This window comes from Streptomyces flavofungini (assembly GCF_041028215.1).
GTDB classification, from domain to species: Bacteria; Actinomycetota; Actinomycetes; order Streptomycetales; family Streptomycetaceae; genus Streptomyces; species Streptomyces flavofungini_B.
The window spans coordinates 1-17,914 of record NZ_JASKYR010000056.1; the positions used below are offsets into that span (position 1 = coordinate 1).

Consider the following 17,914-nt stretch of genomic DNA (forward strand, 5'->3'; position numbering starts at 1 on the left):
GAACCTGCGGTCGCGGGCCGGGGCGGACGCGGAGGCGCTGCGGCGGACGGTGGACGCGGCGTTGGGGGCGCTGGGCTGAGTGGCGCCGGGGTGAGCGGCGCTGGGGTGAGCGGCGCCGGGGTCTGCGGACCGGCCGTCAGCGGACCGTCAGGGCACCCGAAGCGCTCCGGCGCAGAGTCGTCCCTGTCACCAGCACCACCGGACCGGCCGGACCCAATCCCGGCGGCCGCACGAACAGGGAGCCCACGATGAGCACGGACTTGACCACGGACGTGTCCACGAGGACGACCGCTGAGACGGCCGAGGGGACGGCCGAGGGGGCGACCACGCGGTCCCCCCTCCTGCGCCCCACGAAGCTCGGGAGTCTCGCTCTTCCCAACCGCCTGGTCATGGCTCCGATGACCCGCAACCGCGCCTCCGCCGACGGCGTCCCGCAGCCGGTCATGGCCACGTACTACGCGCAGCGAGCGTCGGCCGGGCTGATCATCGCCGAGGCGTCGACGCCCAACGCCGTCGGTCAGACGTACGCCAACATCACCGCGATCCACGACGACGCGCACGTGGCGGGCTGGCGGCGGGTCACGGACGCGGTGCGGGACGCGGGCGGCCGGATGTTCCTCCAGATCCAGCACGGCGGCCGGGTCGGGCATCCGGACAACAGCGGGCGCACGCCGGTGGCGCCCTCCCCGGTGCCGCTGCCGGACACGATCCACACGCCGGGCGGCCACCGGCCCGCGGTCGTGCCGCGCGAGATGACGGCGGAGGACATCCGAGGGACCGTCGCCGACTTCGCCGCCGCCGCGCGCCGCGCGATCGACGCCGGTTTCGCGGGGGTCGAGGTGCACGCCGCCAACGGCTACCTCCTCCAGCAGTTCCTGGCCAGGAACACCAACCACCGCACGGACGGGTACGGGGGCCCGGTCGCCCACCGCATCCGCTTCGTGGTCGAGGTCGCCCGCGCCGTCGCCGAGGCGATAGGCCCGGAACGCGTCGGCGTACGCATCGCCCCCGGCATCACCGTCAACGGCATCGAGGAGGGCGACACCGAGGCGATCTACCCCGAACTGGTCGACGCCCTGGCCCGGATCGGCGACCTGGCCTACCTCCATGTGGTCTTCGCGGACCCCGGGAGCCCGCTCTTCCAGGACCTCCGCGAACGGTGGCCCGGCACCCTGATCGCCAACCCGGTGCTCGGCTGGGGCGGGCCGCTGCCCGCCGACGGCGGCCGACGGGCGGCCGAGCGCCTGCTCGAAGCGGGCGCGGACCTGATCTCCCTGGGCCGCGCGTTCCTCGCCAACCCGGACCTGGTGGAACGGATGCGCGCCGGCGCGCCGTTGAACCCGGTACGGGACGAGGGGCTGATGTACGTGGGCGGGGCGGAGGGGTACACGGACTATCCGACGCTGCCGCGCCCGTAGCCGGGAATGGCCCGGCGCGGGCCGGTCACCGCGGGCCGGTCGCTACTGTGACTTCCAGCGTTAGGTGTCACCGGTGAGGGCCTTTGATCCTGACGTGTTCTCTCGTGATTCCAGCGCTTCCTGCCACCAGATTCATGCGGTAGTTGTCACTTCCGGCTGTTTCTCGGCCGAGTTGTCACCAGATCCGGAGATCACTCTGCTTGCCGCTCTCGACGGTGGTCGAGTGGTGCCGTGGACGGAGCACGTTCCCTCGTACAGCCAGCGTCCCCGGCTGAGGCTCGGGTCGGTGGGCTGTGGTCACAGAGCTGCTGGTGGGAAGACCTGCTCGTCCCGGTGTCCGTGGAGCTGGGCAGGGACAGCCTCGGCCTCGGGCCGGAGTGGACGCGCCGCTGGACGGTGACCTGGCGGACAGCGGGCGACGAGGTGTCGTGCACCGTGCGGGACCTGGCCCGCACGCCTCTCGCGGACGGCACTCCGATGCGCTGGTTCTCCTGGCGCCGAGCCCAGCGCCACCGCCCCAGCCTTCAGTTCCTCGTCAGTACCGGCCGTCATCACGGGGCCGAGAGCCTGGAGGAGGCACGACTGCTTCTGGTCCTCGACTTCGCGGGCGGCCTCGTCGACGTGTTGTCGCAGCCTCTGCGGCTGCGGTTCGACACCGCGACCCACCGCAGGGGACACATCCCGGACTTCCTAGCGGTGACGCGGAGCGGCATCTGGCTGATCGACGTACGGCCACGGGCACTGATCGCGCCGAAGGACCTGGAAGCGTTCGCCGCGACCGCCGAGGTCGCGCTGGCCTGCGGCTGGCACTACACCGTCGTGGCGGGCTGGAGGGATCATGTTGCCGCTGCGGTCGATGTCTTCTCCTCACAGCGCCGGCCGCTGTCCGACCCGCTGGGACTACGGTCGGTGCTCGTGGCGGCGGCCCGGGAGGGCGGCACGTTCGGCGAACTCGTTGACGCCACCCCTTTTCCGCCTCTGGCCCGTGCCCAGCTTCTGCACCTGCTTTGGCACCGGCGCCTGGGCACGGACCTGAACCGGCCCTTCGGCAACCGGTCCACGGTGATCGACCCCGCCGGGTGGGCATGATGGGGACGGCGGCCGTCCTGGACCTGTCGCCGGGGGTGGCCCTGGTGCTGGACGGCAGGCACTGGACGGTCGAGCGCCGCGAGCCAGAGCTCGGGCGGGTCCACCTGGTCGGTGACGACGGCACCCGGCAGCCGGTGACCTTCCGCTTCCTGGCCAACCATCCCAACTGCCGTCCCTCGTCCCGGACCACAGCCCAGGGCTCCGGTCGGGGCCGGCAGCCGAAGACCGTGCAGGATCTGGAGCCCAGACGGCGGGAGCTGGCCGCTTGCCGCCTGGCCCACCTGCTGGAGGTGGAGACCGGCTACCGCAGCGGTGACCCGCTGCGTCCCGCGCCGGGCGAGCCGAAACCGGAGTACGACCCGGCCACGACCACGCTGACCGCCCGCCGCTTGGCGAAGGTCGCCGAACTGGCCGCTATGGACCGCCAGCAGGCGAAGCTGCTGGGCCTGGACAGGGTCGGCTACCGCACGCTGATCCGCTGGGACCGCCGACGGCGAGAAGCGGGGCTGGTGGGATGCGCGGACGAGCGGTGGCTGCGCGAGAGCGGCGGCCACCCCAGCATCACGGAGGAGATCCGTGAGGCGATCTTCGCGGTCCGTGCGGAGACTCTGCACCGGTCGAAGGTGACGATGCGGACCCGCGAACGCATGATCCACCAGTACGTACGCGAGACCTTCCCCGACCGGGACGTCACCGTCCCCAGCTACCAGACGCTATGGGTGGTCTGGCGCGAGTGGTTCGGACCGGGAGGTTCCCGCCAGCGCTACGCGCGCTCGGCTGAACTGCCCTCGAAGAACGGGCACGTGCTGGTTCACCGGCCCGGCCAGGTGGTCGCGCTGGACACCACGGTGCTGCCGGTGATGGTCCGCGAGAGCGTGTTCGGCGATCCGGTGAAATGCCACCTCACGCTCGCGATGGACGTGCACACGCACTCCCTTTGCGCCTTCCGTCTCACCCTAGTCTCCGACCAGTCGGTGGACGTCGCGATGCTGCTGCGGGACGTGATGCTGCCCCTGCCGATGCGGGCAGACTGGGGCGACGAACTGGAGTGGCCCTATCCGGGCCTGCCCGCCACGGTGGTTGCCGAGTTCGCCGGGCATAAGGTCGCCGGCCTGCCGTTCTTCGCGCCGGAGACCGTGACCACCGACCACGGGTCTGTCTATCGCAACCACCACCTGGTCGACGCCCAGCGGGTGCTCGGCTGCAACATCCTTCCCAGCCGCGTTCTGCGGCCCACGGACAAGTCCGCCTGCGAGCGGGCCTTCGGCGCGATCAGGTCGCTGCTGTTCGAGCAGCTGCCCGGCTACACCGGCATCGACCCCGGCGACCGCGGCGCCGACCCGGAAGGTGACGCGGTGCTGACCATCGACGAGATGGAGCACGTGATCGCCACCTGGATCGTTGCAGTCTGGCAACGGCGCCGACTGGGCCAGTACGCGCCCAGCTGGGACCCTGGCGGCGACCACAGCCCCAACTCACTGTTCGCCGCCTCGTTCGCCCAGGCCGGATTCGCCATGGAGATCCCCTCGGCGGAGCTGTTTTACGAACTGCTGCCCGTCCACCACGTCCGCAAGATCGATGCTCGGCGCGGAGTGAAGATCCGCGGACTTTGGTATGACGCTCCGGCCCTGGACCCTTACCGGGGCCAGCACTCGACTCGCGGCGGACAGCACAAGGGCCAGTGGGTCATTCGCAGGGATCCCCGAGACCGCCGCAGCGTGTTCTTCCAGGACACGCTCACCCACGACTGGCACCCCCTTGCCTGGACCGGGCTGCCGCCTGATGGGCAGGCCCCCGCCTTCGGTGACGCACGCGTACGCGAACTTCTCAAAAAGGCCCAAGCTTGCGGGCTCAGGCCCCGCACAGACGATGAACTCCTGCCGGTGCTTCTGGAGTTGCTCGGCTCTCGCGTTCCGGTGAGTCAGTGGCCGACCCGGCTCCGAAAATCAGCGCGGACTGAGCACTCCCGTGAGGTCGTCCAGGCCGCCGCTTCGCGAGCTGACCGGCCGCAGAGTGAACCGGCCAAGGTTGCCGTCGGGGATGGGGCGGTCACTCCCTTGCGCTGGCAGGACAGGACGCGTCAGGCCGCGGACAGCATTGACAGCCACCGGCGGCACCGCCGTGAGCAGGCAGTCCAGGAAAGGCCGACGCCGCCGCCTCCGCTGGGTGAGGCCTACCGGCAGCGTGACCTTTTCCTCCTGCCCGAGGAAGATGAGGAAGAGGATGGGCATGGCGGACCAGGCGTGGGGTGAAAATGGCATCGTCCCCTTTCTGCGGGCTGGCCCGCCGCCTGATCGCACCAGGGTCGAGGGCTGGCGGCAGTGGCAGGAACGGCGGAGCACTTTCATTCCGGCGCCGCGGCTCACCGCGGAGGAGTTCGCGGCGATGAGCCCGAGACGCCGTGCTCTGCATGACCTGCATCGGACCGCGACGCACGTGAACATGGGGCTGCTTGAGACCCCGATGAGCGCGAAGGTCACCAAGCTGATGCGGGGGCGAATGCGGAACAACGCGCTGAACTTCGAGCCGGGCACTCGCGACGGGCTGATGGTCAGCGGCAGCGGCTACCTGGGCAAGACGGAAACGGCCTGCGATGCCGCGGCCACGTTCGAGATGCTGTGGCGGGATCTTCACCGGCAGCTGCTGCCCGGTCCGGTCCCGGGCACCCGGGACCTGTTCGTCCCCGTCGCCTACTGCCGTACTCCGGTGCGGGCGACACCGAAGGGGTTGTGCGCGGCTGTTCTGGACTTCTACGGGGCGCCGCTGCCGAAGACGCTGAACGGCATGATCCGGGCAGTGCGAGACTCGTTGCGGGACCATCGCACAACGGCCTTGCTGCTGGATGACATCACCAGGCTCAGGCTCCACCGTGAGGACGACCAGGACACTCTCGATCTCGTCCGGGAGCTGATGGACCTCAATGTCACCCTGGTGTTGATTGGTGTCGACATCCCCCGTTCGGGGCTGCTGAGGAGTGGCTATCCCGATCCTCGCACGGGGCAGTGGGTCTTCCCGCCGGCTAAGCCGGGGAAGAGTTACAACCCGTCGGCTGCCACGCAGACTGAGCGGCGTTTCGACCTGGTCGATCTTGATCCGTTCGACTACGACACCGCTGAGGGCATGACCGCGTTCATCCAGCACCTGGCTGGCATCGAAGACAGGTTGAGGCTGTTCCGCGCCCAGCCAGGGATGCTCACCGAAGGCGGGATGCCGGAGTACCTGTTCCGCCGCACCCGCGGCATCGTCGGGCTCCTCAAACGGCTGATCGAGGACGGATGCACCGAGGCGATCGAGTCGGGGGCCGAGGAGCTGACCCCGGAGCTGCTGTCAGCGATCCCGATCAACCTGGGCAATCTCACCGACCGTGACCCAACAGCCGGGGAGATTCCCGAAGTTCCCACGGATGTTCCTTTCCCTGCCCGGAAGCCCCGCAGGAAGGGACGTAACACCGTTTACGACGACCGTGGTGGAAGCGCGGCCGGTGGCTGAACCGCCCAGCCTGTCCTCCTTACGGTCGCTGCCCAGGAGCCTGGACCCGCTGGAGGACGAGTCACTGCCCGGCTATGTGCTGCGGCTTTCGCACCGGCTGGGCGTCGGACCGGGACCGCTGATCCTCCGCATGGGGATCCCCAGCAGCCGGAAGGACAGGACGACCCTCATCCGCATCCCGATCTCCTGCGCGATCAGTCTCAGCGAAGCCGACCTTGACGCTTTCTGCCACGCCACCCGTCTCTCCCGCCAGGAGACAGCTGGCCTGCTGCTGGCCTCGCTCGGAACCCGCTACGGCCCCTTGAGCTCCGATTTTCGCGGCAGCAGTTCCGGCACCAGTCGCCTGCAATACAACAACCCCTGGCTCTTGACCACGCGGACCCAGTACTGCCCCGACTGTCTCGTCGGAGACGGTTCGGAGATCCAGCAGCGTCACGGCGGCGCCTGGCGCAGGCTCTGGAGGCTTCCGCCGGTCTTTTCCTGCCCGCACCACGAACGATTTCTCCGCCGCTACTGCCACATCTGCGGCGAACTGGCCCAGAATCGCCACAGCAACGATCTGATTGCCCGGCCGCGAGACAGCTATCTGCATCCTGTCCGATGCCGAGCGACCCCGAAGCCGGGGAATCCCCGGGCAGTGAGCCCAGCCTGCGGAGCCGACCTCACCCAAGCTCCCAGGAGTGAGGAGCCGATGCCCCGAGACCACCAATCACGCGACGTCCTCTTCGCACTGCAGAAGAAGTACCTGTCGTTCCTGTCCCCGGAGGGCCCCGAGCAGGTCAGCAGCATCGGCTGGCTGACCCCCACGGCACAATACTTTCAAGACCTCCGCGGCGTCGTCGCCCTGATTTTTATGACCTGGCCCGAAGCCCGGCCCCACGCGGCCACCCCTGCACTGGCGCGCATCATCGATACCGAGGCCGAACGGCGTCACGAGCTGTTCCATCGTCGCGGTGCCCAGCCACGGAAGAACCTGCGGTCAACCGCATACACCGACCCGCCGGACGATCCCGTCGCCACCGGCGCCGTCCTGGAAATCGCAGACCGCTTCCTACGCACACCAGACGAAGAAGCCGCAGCACAGTTCCTCGTCCCCCTCGCGAACGAAGCCAAGCGCATCCACCAGCCGCTCAGTTACTCCCTCCGCAGCCCCCGCGGCGCCTCGATTCCCCTCCGAGTCGTCCTCTCCTACAGCCCCCGGGGAAAGTCGAGAACGCGGAGCGACGTTATCCAAGGCGTCTCTGCGGGAACCGCCACCCGAGCTACCGGACGCGACTCTTCTGGGTAGCCAGCGCGGCGGTGCTGAGCTGGGCCCTGGCTCATTAAGTTCGCCGTGCTTTGACACCGTAAGGGGGTTCTCTGTGGCAACCAGTGCCTGTTTGCGTGTGACGAAAGACCTCAACGCTTAACGGGTTCTGCGATCTGCAGGGCACAGGCTGTGCTGGCGTGAGCGCGCCTAACCGGTCCCGGGGCCGGCACATGGGTCCCTCCGCATGCGAGGAGTCCAGAGTATTCACACCCTGTCCTTCGGAGCCCAGTACGCCGAGGCTAGATAAGCCTGACGACCCGAGCCTCAGAAGGTGCTTTCGCGTTCTGCTCAGAATCTGGTCGCCATCGCACGTGAAATGCTGGGTTAGAGTATTTTTTGAGAGTGCGCAGCGACCGGAAGTATTATGCCGTCAGGGAGGACGCCACGTCGGCGAATAGAGTCCGCGGAAACCCAAGCAATGTCGGCATGCGGTGTCTCTATTAGACGACGCAAGTGGATTTCTTGATCTGCAGTAGGAAGCAGTTCGTAGATATCTGCGATCAATATTTCCCATGATTGTGCATGTTCGCTAAATCTAATCTTCGCTACGTCACGCCTCACATAGTCCTGAAAAGTAAAAGGGAAAACCTCGGCTGGCAATATCCCTGGACCGATTAGTTCCTCGTGGAACTCTCTCCAAGGTGAGTCTTCGCGGCCTGCTCGGGAATCAAACCACGAATAAAATCTGGGAATCTTTGAGCCTTTAAATCGCACCCGCAAGTCGTCGCTGCTGGCGGTGTCTATAGGGATCAAAGAGTCATCCTGTGCACCAATGGACACCAAAAAATGCTTGCCGGATGCTGAAACCTTATAGACGCCTCCGACTGGTTGCAGCTGAGAGAAACGTCGGCCTTTGATCAGTAGATATTTACCATCGATCTTGATTCTGAATAGGTAAGCTGCCGATATTCTCACATCTTGATTTCCGTACCGCACCGAGTACCAGAGATGGCGCAAATTCAGACGGTTTGCCACTATGCTGTCCAGAAGCGGAATTATCAAACTGATTACCGCTCCGCTAGCGATGCTTCCTACCGCTTCCCCGTTGTATGAAAAAGTCGCGGCAAGGGAAGCCATGAAGAGCGCGGCGTAAACGAGAAGTCTGCTCATTGGCGTCAGAAGTCCAATCTAGAACTTAGGGAGTGGAATCGTTGACGGGTGCTGCAGGCGCGATAGGTATCGAGCAGTCCATTTCAGCATGGTGGGATGATTGCTCAGCCGTTTCAGGAGCCCTCTAGGCATGTAGTCGGCCTCATACATGGCCACAAGGAGGGCTCTTCTTACGTCAATGTCGTACTCGCCCTCGTACTCCATTTTCAGAAGCTGTCCGTCGTTGGAGGCTCCCAGAAGGCCTATATATCGTGCGGCGAACTCGCGCGGGTAGCTAGTTCGGTTTCTATCTCTAACTATTCTCCACGCCCACGAAAGCAACACTGGAGAGCGGATTCCACAACGCATTGAGGTCTCAAATATGTTGCGCTCTAGCAATGGGTAGTCAACGGTCGGAACGCTCTCCAGTAGGCCCTCTAGGAGTTGCTGAAGTTCATCTTCTTTGCCTTTCACGCTTTCCATGTAGCGGAGGATGCGCGGCGAAATGTGATGCCATTCTTTCAGGTTGCCCACGGCCCAAGTGAAAGCGAAATCATCACTTCTTTTGCCTAGGTAGGGGAGTGATAGCTTGATGTTACGCTCATTTGCCGGACTTTCGGCAATAGCATCTCTGAAAAACAGACGCAACTGCTTTATCGCATCTGGCTTGCGTAGGGTAAGGTCGTACAGAATTCCGTCGCTGCGACTGTCGTCGAGATGTGATTCAGCCTCGCTCCGCGCATAGATTCGCGTCTTGGTGGCTGACATGTTCAGTCTACGCGCTCGTAGCGCTCGATTTACGTGCTGCAATATCGAGCGTAGGCGCTCCTCGTTGACATCAAAGAGGTAGATATCGTCAGAGTACCGAAGGAAATCTATGTTGAACTGCTGGATAAAGTTGTCAATCGGGAGTAGATAGGCATTCGCAAGTATCCCCGATGCCGCGGATCCCTGAGGGAGTCCCCAAGTATGACATTGGCTCTCAAATCCTTCCAAGAAGCTGTGTATTTTCGTTGCAACGGAGCTGGGGACCCCGGCTGATGTCAGATCCATGAGCAGCGCCCCGATATCTATGTGTTCATAGAAAGACGCTATGTCGGTCTGTGCCATTACGAGCTCTTTGTTGTGAGAAAGAACTCGCCGAGCCTCAGTTCGCATAGCTTTCCAGTCCCAGGAGGAATGGACCGCTAATTTTTTGGAACGATGGTTATATACTGCTTTTGAGAGCAGGGGATCGATAAACTCGGAAGCTTCAAATGCCAGGGCCTCGTAAATTAGTCGGTCCTGGATTGAAAGTCGGGCCAATGGTCGAGTTGCCAAGTAATTCTTCGGATGCTCAACTAGGCTTATGTAAGCTGGCGTGTAGTCGCGTTGATCGAGGAAATCGAGAATTTCGGAACGATATTCGCTCCAAAAGGGTTGCAGGTCTCGAAAGTTAATTACGTCGGGAAGATCAAGGCGCCCTTGGCCACTCCATAGCCTGCCAGCGGCTCGGTTCACGAAGCGACTGCGGGTCTCGTTTCCTCTCACAGTCATCAGCCTACGTGCGCTCGCGGGATGAGCGCAGTCGTGTTGAAGCCCGGGTTTCGGGCATGGGGGGGCGGCGAGGGGCTCACCGGGTACAGCTCGGTCCATGGTCGAGGAAGGTCATCAACGAGTGATGCACGCAGGTGTTATCCCAGGTCGCGGCCACTTCCTCCTTGTCGGAGTGAGCTGTCATGGAGACACCGTTGAGATCGACTACGACCTGGCCTTCGGCGTCGGGGGCGTTTTTGCCGGCCAACGACCAGGCGCGAACACGGACTTCGGCCCGAGGCGATCGGATGGCCTGCAGGGCCTCGCACGATTCGAGACTCCCACGTCGGCGCCAAGCCCATCAGCGACATCAACGAGGCCACGCAGGACGACAAGGGGTGTCCCCGGCCCCAGCCGCAGCGCAGAACCGCCGTAGTCGGGAAGAGTGGCGCTGCGGGCGTCTGGCCAGGGTGATCTTCCAGAGTTCGCTAGTCGTTGGGCAAGTAGATAGCCGGAACTGGCCGAGTTGCCCATCCCGATTCTTAGCTCAACTGATGACGACGTCGTGGTGATCGGTGGCTAGGACCCGACCGTTCTTGACGATGTAGACCTCCACATAATGTTGGCCTTTCCAGGAAGTCGACTCCTTGCGGGTTCTGCTTCGGTCCTCATCGAGAATGATCTCGCCTCGGAGTTGATCAAGCGCGGCGGCTTCGGGGCCGCGGTTCCTGACCTTCCAATAAAGGTCGTACGGTTCCGGTACGTCGGTTGTGATGGTGAAGCGCAGACTCTGAAGGACGCTCACTCGTCGGAGGCGACGCAGGGGACCGTGACGAAATCCGCTCTTCGGGAGCACCTGGGCGTTGATCCGTACCTTGTATCCTCCTCGCCAGCTGAAACCAAACTCTTCGATGTACTGCTCATGTGGGGCACGGGTCTCGCGAGTTGGTTGAATGCTCGCAGATGCTGTCAGGGACTTCTGTGCCGAGCTGGGTTGTTGGAAAGAGTTACCGAAGACACGCTGCCACGCTGCAAGACTCAGCGCTTTATCTTCCTCGTCATAGGCTTCGGTCACCCATGAGCTATACAGGTTGATCTTCTTACGGAAGTTCTCGTATTGTTCCTGGTTCCAGCGATGGTTGAACGTCGTCTCGGGGCAACTCGGGTCGGTGAGGGGCGGCATAAGCGGGTACAGGTCTAGCCAAGCGCTCAGGTCGGCCAGAATCGTCTTGAGAGCTGTGGGAGTGTCGCTGTAGCGCGTAGCTTCGTGCCAGGCTTGGATGCGTTCGCCGAGCAGAGTCGTGAGAATGACAGACGGTACACTGAAGGTCTGCTTGAAATCTCGGATGTACTTCAGCAGTCTGATGACGCGACGCAGCTGTCCGTTGGCCAGACTGTCCTTCTCTTTCATCCAGTCGGTGAATCCTTGAGGGTTGGTATCCTCGAATTCATTCTCGGCATAGTTGACGATGACTTCGCGGCCGTCCGACAGAGTGATGTAGGGCACCACGTCGACGTGGCAATCGCCCGCGTAGACGATGCGGCAGCACCGGTTCTTCTTGGTGACCTTCGACTTGTAGGTGGTGGACCGCTTGAACGCAGCCCGGACCTCCCGCAAGTAGTCTTTGGGCTTCCAGTCCTCCACCTCATCCATGTGAAGGAGAAAGTCTGCGTCAAACTCGTGATTGTTGAATGGCTTGATAATGGTGCGGTGAGCCCAAGACCCCTGCGGGATGTGCGTCTTGTAGAGGTCGCCGATCTGGCTGTCGGACTTCAGGGTCGATGTAATCGCGTTCACACGGTCGTTGAGTTGTTCGAGACGTGTCTGGTTGAGGTTTACAGTGTCTGCAAGGAATGCACTGAAGTAGGCCAGCAGTTTCATGAGATCTCCAGCGCGACTGTGTAGCGTCCGTCAGTCCGGTCGTAGATGGCCATCTTCGGGTGCACATGAGCGTCATGAACTCGTCCCAAAGCTACGGCTGCCGAAACCGGGGCTGCGGCCAGAACGTGCAGGGTCTGCATGTGCTTGTGCTGGGCTTCCAAGGAGGAGAGCATCGAGCGCAGCGAGTTTGTGAATTCGCTCAGCGTTTCGAGGGAGTCGATTACATCGACTGAGGGCACCTTGCCAGCAGGGTTGATTACCCAGCGCGGTAGTTCCTCTAGATGCTCGGGAATTTCGTCTGCCTGGATGGACCCGGAGACGTTGAGGACCAGGACCCCCTCCTCGGCGCCCTGTGGGAGGTTCCGCGGTGGAGTGGTGGTGAAGCTGGTGCTAGGCGCCGGGTTGTCGGGCCAGTTCCATGCCTCTGTGCTGCGGTGACGTTGATAGATGGTCACGGCAAAGGTGTCGTCGAGGCGAGAGCCGAAGTAGACGAGCAATGGCAGACGCGCGAAGCCGAAGGCGCTGACGTGGTGTACGGCGTCCTCGCGCAGTGCCTCAGCGAGCCGATGCTCAAGGATTCGATCGATCTGCCGCTTGCATTGCTCCCAGTAGGCCGGCTCGCCCTCCTCCTCTCCGATTACGTTACGGAGGTCGATCTCGAAGCCGTCACCGTGCAGGCTCAATGGAAAGTCCGGGAACCGCTCCTCTGAGCGGATCACCGCCTCGGCGGCCGTCGGCTTGGTCAGCTCAACCTCGTAGCCACGTACCGGTCCGATCAACCGGATCACCGCGGTTCCATTCTGAGGACTGAGACCAGTCATGCGCCGGATCCAAGCCTCGCGCTCGCGCTTGATCGCCCGCAAGCGCTCCACCGTCATGAGGTCGAGTGACCCCCTGCGGTCGATCTCATTGTGCTCACCTCGACACAGAAGCATCAGGTTGTCAGCGAGGTCCCGCTTGTCTTCTGGGAGCGGGTCCATGCCTCGCGGAGAGCCAGGTGCTACGTCTCGGCCCACGATGTGGGCTAGTTCCCCGAGGGTGAAGTCCTTGTACGTGAGCTTGCCTTCGAGCAGGTAGTTGCCGCAGAACTCACAACGCCCCCCGGCGCGGACCCAAGCTTTCAAACGTTCTGTGTCAGAGATGGCCATACGCCCTCTTCTCGCGCATCTTCCCATCGAAGATGGAAGTGCTTACAGAGAAGCACGCGCCACTGACAGTCGGGGGCCGTCAGTGTGATCACTCATCAACGGACGGCTATACGCCACCCGGGCCCTGCTGTCCGAGCGGGCCGGGTACGAGTCAGCGGCAACCCCGACGTGGAGCTCCCCCCCCGGCGGACCAGGCCAGGCTGCTCGGGATCGACGTCAGCGCGATCGCCGCTACCGCGAAACCCACCGCCCGACTGGCCCGCCCACGTGCGAACCGAGGAGCAGGAGAGCGGCTGGGCGCGCGAGTACCTCACCCGGTGCCAAGTGTGGGAGTACGCCCACTCCGGCCCGCGGGCCGGAGTGGCCAGCCGCCCGCCGGCGCCGGACCCTCGTGTCGCCCTGGCCGCCGAGCCCGGCCGGAAGCGGGGAGACCGCCGCCGTCCTCGCCGAGCGTCACGGCGGAGGCCTCAGCACCTGGAAACGGGTCGTCACCCAGGCCCGCAGGCAGCGCTGACCCGCCACCAGTGACGTGATGGCCAGCATGCACCCGACCCGGCGCGTGCTGGCCATCACTGCGTACGGGGAGGGCGGCTCGCCGGGTCACTCGAACAACCAGTGACTGATCACCCGGACGACCTCGGCGAGGACCATGAGGAAGCGGATGTACTCGAAGGCCGGACGCATCTTCTCCAGCCCACGCCGGGTGCTTTGGGTGACCGTCCCCTTGGCGACGCCGTAGTCGTCCGCCACGCTCTGGGCGGTCTCACCGAGTGCCTTGTGCTCGTACAGGTACCGACGTTCCTTCTCCGGGAGCTTGGCCAGTTCCTCCTCCAGAAGGATCCGGTCGACCAGCGCGTCGATCGGATCCTCCGTGGCCTCCTCGATCTCCGCCAAGTTGGCGGGAGTCTCCTTCCGCTCCAGGGGGTAACGCCTCCAGGCCGTCCTCTTGGCCACCTGGTACATGGCACGCTCGGGCTTTTTCAGCTTCTCGCGCTTCTCCCACAGGACGGCCATGGTCTCCGCCGCGACCTCGTCCACGGCCCTCTCGCGCTGCTCGAACGGCAGGTGACGCAGCGTTCCGCCGATGTACCGACGCAGGCGTCGGCTGTACAGGAGGTGGAACCGGTCGAACGGGCCCTGGTAGACCCAGCAGGGCTGGCACCACCGTGCTCGATCGGCGTACAGGCCGGTGGGCGAGTCTGCGCGGGCGTCACCGGCCGGACCGGTCGGGAACACGACGGCCTGGCGGCTCGGTTCGTCGGAGCAGCCCAGGCAGTCCGGCATCTGATCCTCGTTCACGCGCTTCCCCTCGGAGCGGGGGCCGACCTCGGTCGTACGGCCCATCACCATGCTCGTGCGCGACGCGCGGCCTTTGGGCGACAACGAGATCTGTCGGCTTCTGCTCAAGCGGGCGCCCAGTCCCGAAGATGACCGGCCGTACGAGGGGACTGGTGACAAGAATCCCTGGAAGGTGACACCTACCGCGTGAAGTCACAGCTACGTGGCGGCGTGGTGTGGCGCACTTTTGCAAGCAGCCGCTTGCAATAGTTAGCAAGGGTGGTGCACCATCGGGGCATGGCATCACTGAACGTCGGCAATCTCGGCGAGTATCTGCGCGAGCAGCGGCGCACCGCGCAGCTGTCGCTGCGGCAGCTCGCCGACGCCGCCGGGGTGTCCAATCCGTATCTGAGCCAGATCGAGCGCGGCCTGCGCAAACCGAGCGCCGACGTGCTCCAGCAGGTCGCGAAGGCCCTGCGGATCTCCGCCGAGACGCTGTACGTACGGGCCGGGATCCTCGACGAGAAGGAGCGGGACGAGCTGGAGACGCGCGCCGTCATCCTCGCCGACCCGTCCATCAACGAGCGCCAGAAGCAGGTCCTGTTGCAGATCTACGAGTCGTTCCGCAAGGAGAACGGCTTCGAGACCTCGTCGTACGACGATGAGTTCACGCGGGCCGACGCGGATGCGGACGCCGACGGGGACCCGCGCGTGGACGCGGACGCGGATGTGGACACCGGGACCGCCGAAGGCGCCCGTACGGCCGACGGCAGTGCTGCCCGACCGAAGCAAACACCCTCAGCAGGCTGAGGCGAGCCGAACCAGGCCGGACCAGCCGTAGCGAAATCCGGGAGGACCACCGTCATGGCCATCACCGATGACCTGCGCAAGACCCTCACGACCACCACCCCCGCCTACTTCGTCGCCGGGTCCGCGGACCTCGCCTTCCAGCAGGCGAAGAAGGTGCCCGGCATCGTCGAGCAGCTCATCGCCGAGGCGCCGTCCCGCTTCGAGGCGGTCCGCAACACCGACACCAAGGCCGTGCAGGACAAGGCCGCCGCCCGCGCCAAGGAGGCGCAGGAGGCCATCCAGGCCAAGGTCACCGAGGTGCTCGGCACCATCGACACCGACCTGAGGAAGCTCGGCGAGACCGCCCAGGACCTCGCGCTGCGCGGCGTCGGCGTGGCCGCCGAACTCGCGGTCAAGGCGCGCGAGAAGTACGACGAGGTCGCCGAGCACGGCGAGCAGACCGTGAAGACCTGGCGCGGAGAGGCGGCCGAGGAGATCCTCGACCTGGCCGAGACGGTCGAGCCCGACCCCGAGCCGACGCCCGCCCAGGCCGGTCCCTCGGACGCCGCCGAGCCCAGGACCGTGGCCGCCGCCCCGGCGAAGAAGCCCGCCGCGAAGAAGAGCACGGCCACCGCGGCGAAGAAGCCCGCGGCCAAGAAGAGCACCTCGCCCGCCAAGTAGCGCCAAGTAGCGCCAAGTAGGACGGACGGTACGGGCGGCGGCAAGCGGGCGGCGGGGCCGGGCACTCGTGGAGTGTCCGCCCCGTTGACCGGGTAGCGGGTACCGTGGCCGCGTAATCGATGCGCCGAGGGGCGCCGGGACTGGTGGTGGACGTTGTGCTGATGCAGGGGTTCGCGAACTTCATGTGGCTGCTTTCGCTGGCCCTGATCGTGTTCAGCGGATTCGCGCTCATCGACGCCGCTGTCCGGCGCGAGGACGCCTATCGGGCCGCCGACAAGAAGACCAAACCGTTCTGGCTGATCATCCTCGGGCTCGCCTTCGTGGTGAACCTGATCTTCAACATCCTGTCGTTCCTGCCCATCATCGGCCTCATCGCCACGATCGTGTACATGGTGGACGTGCGGCCCGCCCTCCAGCAGGTCACCGGCCGGGGCGGCCGACGCGGCGGCTCAAGCAGCGACGGTCCCTACGGGCCGTACAACGGCGGCCGGTAGCGGGAACCGCCCCTGCCGATGGCGGGGACCCGTCCCCACCGGGCCGGGGACCATACCTACCGGTGGCGCGGCTGTTCGCCGGGTCAGCCGCCGCTCGGCGTGCGGTCGAGGAGCAGCACCGCGACGTCGTCCGTGAGGTCGCCGCCGTTGAGCTCGCGGGCCTCGTTCACCGCGGCCTCCAGGAGTTCGTCGCCGCGCAGCCCGGCGGCGAGCTGGCGGCGGACCATCTCCACCATGCCCTCCTGGCCGAGGCGCTCCTTGCCCTCGCCGACGCGGCCCTCGATCAGCCCGTCGGTGTAGAGCATCAGGCTCCACCTGCCGCCCAGCTCTACCTGCCTGCGCGGCCAGCGGGCGCGCGGCAGGAGACCCAGCGCGGGGCCGCCGTCCTCGTACGGGAGGAGTTCGGCGAGGCGGCCCTCGCGGGCGATCAGCGGTGCCGGGTGACCGGCGAGGCAGAGCCCGGCGCGGCGGCCGTCGGGGGCGATGTCGACGGTGCAGAGCGTCGCGAAGATCTCGTCGTCGGCGCGCTCGTGCTCCAGGACCTTCTGGAGGGTGGACAGCAGCTCGTCGCCGCAGAGCCCGGCGAAGGTCAGGGCCCGCCAGGCGATCCGCAGCTCCACCCCGAGCGCCGCCTCGTCGGGCCCGTGGCCGCAGACGTCACCGATCATCACGTGCACCGAGCCGTCGGGCGTGCGCACGGTGTCGTAGAAGTCGCCGCCGAGCAGCGCGCGGGAGCGGCCTGGGCGGTAGCGGGCGGCGAAGCGCAGCGGTGAGCCCTCAAGGAGCGGCGTCGGCAGGAGGCCGCGCTCCAGGCGTGCGTTCTCCTGGGCGCGCAGCCGGGACTCCGCGAGCTGGCGCTGGGCGGCGTCGGCGCGCTTGCGCTCCACCGCGTACCGCACGGTGCGGCTGAGCAGGCGGCCGTCCAGCTCGTCGCGGAAGAGGTAGTCCTGGGCGCCCACCCGTACGGCCTCGGCGCCGCGCTCGGCGTCGCCGTTGGCGGTGAGGGCGAGGACGGCGTGCCGGGGCGCGAGGCGCAGCACGTGCCTGAGGGCGACGAGCTCGTCGTCGTCCGCGTCGGGGCCGCCCAGCGCGTTGGGGTCCGTCAGGGCGAGGTCGAGCAGGATGCAGTGCACGTCGTCGGTGAGCAGCCGCTCGGCCTCGGTGAGGTTGCGGGCGGTGCGTACGCGGATGGGGTTGCCCGCGGAGTCGAGGAGCGCGGGCACGCTCAGGGAGCCCGCGGGGTCGTCCTCGATCACCAGCAGGGTGAGTGCCCCGGGGTCGTGGTGGGGTGCCGCGTGCGCCTGACCGCCTTCCGCGGCCGGGATCGCTCTCTGCCGCGGTATGGGTACGGGCATCGCTTGGTTTCCTTCCCTCCCCCCGAGGGCGTGGTGCGACGCAGGTCGACGCAGCACCGACGGGGACCATAGCGGTAGCCGAGCCCGGATTGGAATGGCGCCGGGCAAACGGCCACCGTCATATGCCGCATCCCGGAACGCATTTGGGCACGGCGTGGTCCCGACCGGAATGACGAACATCACGCCGTGGGGGTTGAGCGGAGGGCCGGGTCGTGGGCTGCGTCACATCGGCGCACGGCGCACGGCGCACGGCGCACGGCGCACGGCGCACGGTGGCGGCGTGGCGGCCTCCCGGCAGTGCGGGAGGCCTGTGGGGCTGCTCGTGGGGGCCGGGGGAGGCCCGCGGGGCCGCTCGTCGGAGCCGGGAGGCCCGTGGGG

15 protein-coding genes and 1 pseudogene are annotated in these 17,914 nt (G+C 65.7%); 8 read left to right on the forward strand and 8 right to left on the reverse strand.

Going from position 1 to position 17,914, the window contains the following annotated elements; translation table 11 throughout:
- Nucleotides 1–136: 136 nt before the first annotated feature.
- Nucleotides 137–328, reverse strand: a complete 192-nt coding sequence (locus AB8Z36_RS06495) for a hypothetical protein (protein ID WP_369212231.1) — start codon at nucleotides 326–328, stop codon at nucleotides 137–139.
- On the opposite strand from AB8Z36_RS06495, the gene AB8Z36_RS06500 reads away from it, so the two are divergent.
- The 5 genes from AB8Z36_RS06500 to AB8Z36_RS06520 all read left to right on the forward strand — a co-directional run bounded on the left by AB8Z36_RS06500 (nucleotide 249) and on the right by AB8Z36_RS06520 (nucleotide 7,284).
- Nucleotides 249–1,418, forward strand: a complete 1,170-nt coding sequence (locus AB8Z36_RS06500) for an alkene reductase (RefSeq protein WP_440581867.1) — start codon at nucleotides 249–251, stop codon at nucleotides 1,416–1,418. The two genes, AB8Z36_RS06495 and AB8Z36_RS06500, sit on opposite strands and share 80 nt — an antisense overlap.
- A gap of 333 nt (nucleotides 1,419–1,751) precedes the next feature.
- Nucleotides 1,752–2,507, forward strand: coding sequence for a TnsA-like heteromeric transposase endonuclease subunit (locus AB8Z36_RS06505; RefSeq protein ID WP_369212217.1), 756 nt, complete (start codon nucleotides 1,752–1,754; stop codon nucleotides 2,505–2,507).
- Nucleotides 2,507–4,759, forward strand: coding sequence for a transposase (locus AB8Z36_RS06510; protein WP_369212229.1), 2,253 nt, complete (start codon nucleotides 2,507–2,509; stop codon nucleotides 4,757–4,759). Before AB8Z36_RS06505 ends, AB8Z36_RS06510 begins: the two co-directional genes overlap by 1 nt.
- Nucleotides 4,737–5,996, forward strand: a complete 1,260-nt coding sequence (locus AB8Z36_RS06515; RefSeq protein WP_369212218.1) for an AAA family ATPase — start codon at nucleotides 4,737–4,739, stop codon at nucleotides 5,994–5,996. The genes AB8Z36_RS06510 and AB8Z36_RS06515 overlap by 23 nt, the downstream gene beginning before the upstream one ends.
- Nucleotides 5,989–7,284, forward strand: a complete 1,296-nt coding sequence (locus tag AB8Z36_RS06520; RefSeq protein ID WP_369212219.1) for a TniQ family protein — start codon at nucleotides 5,989–5,991, stop codon at nucleotides 7,282–7,284. Before AB8Z36_RS06515 ends, AB8Z36_RS06520 begins: the two co-directional genes overlap by 8 nt.
- A 345-nt stretch (nucleotides 7,285–7,629) precedes the next feature.
- Here AB8Z36_RS06520 and AB8Z36_RS06525 read toward each other — a convergent pair whose 3' ends face one another.
- The 6 genes and pseudogenes from AB8Z36_RS06525 to AB8Z36_RS06550 all read right to left on the reverse strand — a co-directional run bounded on the left by AB8Z36_RS06525 (nucleotide 7,630) and on the right by AB8Z36_RS06550 (nucleotide 14,238).
- The gene (locus AB8Z36_RS06525; RefSeq protein WP_369212220.1) at nucleotides 7,630–8,415 is read right to left on the reverse strand and encodes a hypothetical protein; all 786 of its coding nucleotides are present in this window, start codon (nucleotides 8,413–8,415) and stop codon (nucleotides 7,630–7,632) included.
- An 18-nt stretch (nucleotides 8,416–8,433) separates the two neighbouring features.
- Nucleotides 8,434–9,930 carry an RNA-directed DNA polymerase gene (locus tag AB8Z36_RS06530; RefSeq protein WP_369212230.1) on the reverse strand — a complete coding sequence of 499 codons (1,497 nt, stop codon included), beginning with the start codon at nucleotides 9,928–9,930 and terminating at the stop codon, nucleotides 8,434–8,436.
- Between the two features lie 63 nt (nucleotides 9,931–9,993).
- Nucleotides 9,994–10,234: pseudogene (locus AB8Z36_RS06535) on the reverse strand (IS1380 family transposase); the annotation flags it as partial.
- 222 nt (nucleotides 10,235–10,456) lie between these two features.
- Nucleotides 10,457–11,791 (reverse strand): SMODS domain-containing nucleotidyltransferase, encoded by a 1,335-nt coding sequence (locus tag AB8Z36_RS06540; RefSeq protein WP_369212221.1) that lies wholly within the window; start codon nucleotides 11,789–11,791, stop codon nucleotides 10,457–10,459.
- A complete protein-coding gene (locus AB8Z36_RS06545) occupies nucleotides 11,788–12,939 on the reverse strand; it encodes an SAVED domain-containing protein (RefSeq protein WP_369212222.1) in 1,152 nt (383 codons plus the stop codon). Before AB8Z36_RS06545 ends, AB8Z36_RS06540 begins: the two co-directional genes overlap by 4 nt.
- Nucleotides 12,940–13,539: 600 nt before the next feature.
- Complete coding sequence (locus tag AB8Z36_RS06550; protein ID WP_369212223.1) at nucleotides 13,540–14,238, reverse strand: RNA polymerase sigma factor; 699 nt, start codon at nucleotides 14,236–14,238, stop codon at nucleotides 13,540–13,542.
- 276 nt (nucleotides 14,239–14,514) lie between these two features.
- On the opposite strand from AB8Z36_RS06550, the gene AB8Z36_RS06555 reads away from it, so the two are divergent.
- From AB8Z36_RS06555 to AB8Z36_RS06565, 3 genes are all read left to right on the forward strand, one after another.
- Entirely contained in the window at nucleotides 14,515–15,027 is a 513-nt protein-coding gene (locus tag AB8Z36_RS06555) for a helix-turn-helix domain-containing protein (RefSeq protein ID WP_369212224.1), read from the forward strand.
- Nucleotides 15,028–15,081: 54 nt separating this feature from the next.
- Entirely contained in the window at nucleotides 15,082–15,687 is a 606-nt protein-coding gene (locus AB8Z36_RS06560; protein WP_369212225.1) for a hypothetical protein, read from the forward strand.
- Between the two features lie 161 nt (nucleotides 15,688–15,848).
- A complete protein-coding gene (locus AB8Z36_RS06565) occupies nucleotides 15,849–16,181 on the forward strand; it encodes a DUF2516 family protein (protein WP_369212226.1) in 333 nt (110 codons plus the stop codon).
- A gap of 83 nt (nucleotides 16,182–16,264) precedes the next feature.
- Here AB8Z36_RS06565 and AB8Z36_RS06570 read toward each other — a convergent pair whose 3' ends face one another.
- Nucleotides 16,265–17,536 carry a PP2C family protein-serine/threonine phosphatase gene (locus AB8Z36_RS06570; protein WP_369212227.1) on the reverse strand — a complete coding sequence of 424 codons (1,272 nt, stop codon included), beginning with the start codon at nucleotides 17,534–17,536 and terminating at the stop codon, nucleotides 16,265–16,267.
- Between the last annotated feature and the right edge of the window lie 378 nt (nucleotides 17,537–17,914).

What these genes read in the sequence shown, in the direction of transcription:
- AB8Z36_RS06530 (WP_369212230.1), bottom strand. Translation starts at nt 9,930, where the DNA reads ATGACTGTGAGAGGAAACGAGACCCGCAGTCGCTTCGTGAACCGAGCC.
- AB8Z36_RS06565 (WP_369212226.1), top strand. Translation starts at nt 15,849, where the DNA reads ATGCAGGGGTTCGCGAACTTCATGTGGCTGCTTTCGCTGGCCCTGATC.
- AB8Z36_RS06555 (WP_369212224.1), top strand. Translation starts at nt 14,515, where the DNA reads ATGGCATCACTGAACGTCGGCAATCTCGGCGAGTATCTGCGCGAGCAG.
- AB8Z36_RS06525 (WP_369212220.1), bottom strand. Translation starts at nt 8,415, where the DNA reads ATGAGCAGACTTCTCGTTTACGCCGCGCTCTTCATGGCTTCCCTTGCC.
- AB8Z36_RS06510 (WP_369212229.1), top strand. Translation starts at nt 2,507, where the DNA reads ATGGGGACGGCGGCCGTCCTGGACCTGTCGCCGGGGGTGGCCCTGGTG.
- AB8Z36_RS06570 (WP_369212227.1), bottom strand. Translation starts at nt 17,536, where the DNA reads ATGCCCGTACCCATACCGCGGCAGAGAGCGATCCCGGCCGCGGAAGGC.
- AB8Z36_RS06515 (WP_369212218.1), top strand. Translation starts at nt 4,737, where the DNA reads ATGGCGGACCAGGCGTGGGGTGAAAATGGCATCGTCCCCTTTCTGCGG.
- AB8Z36_RS06545 (WP_369212222.1), bottom strand. Translation starts at nt 12,939, where the DNA reads ATGGCCATCTCTGACACAGAACGTTTGAAAGCTTGGGTCCGCGCCGGG.
- AB8Z36_RS06560 (WP_369212225.1), top strand. Translation starts at nt 15,082, where the DNA reads ATGGCCATCACCGATGACCTGCGCAAGACCCTCACGACCACCACCCCC.
- AB8Z36_RS06500 (WP_440581867.1), top strand. Translation starts at nt 249, where the DNA reads ATGAGCACGGACTTGACCACGGACGTGTCCACGAGGACGACCGCTGAG.
- AB8Z36_RS06540 (WP_369212221.1), bottom strand. Translation starts at nt 11,791, where the DNA reads ATGAAACTGCTGGCCTACTTCAGTGCATTCCTTGCAGACACTGTAAAC.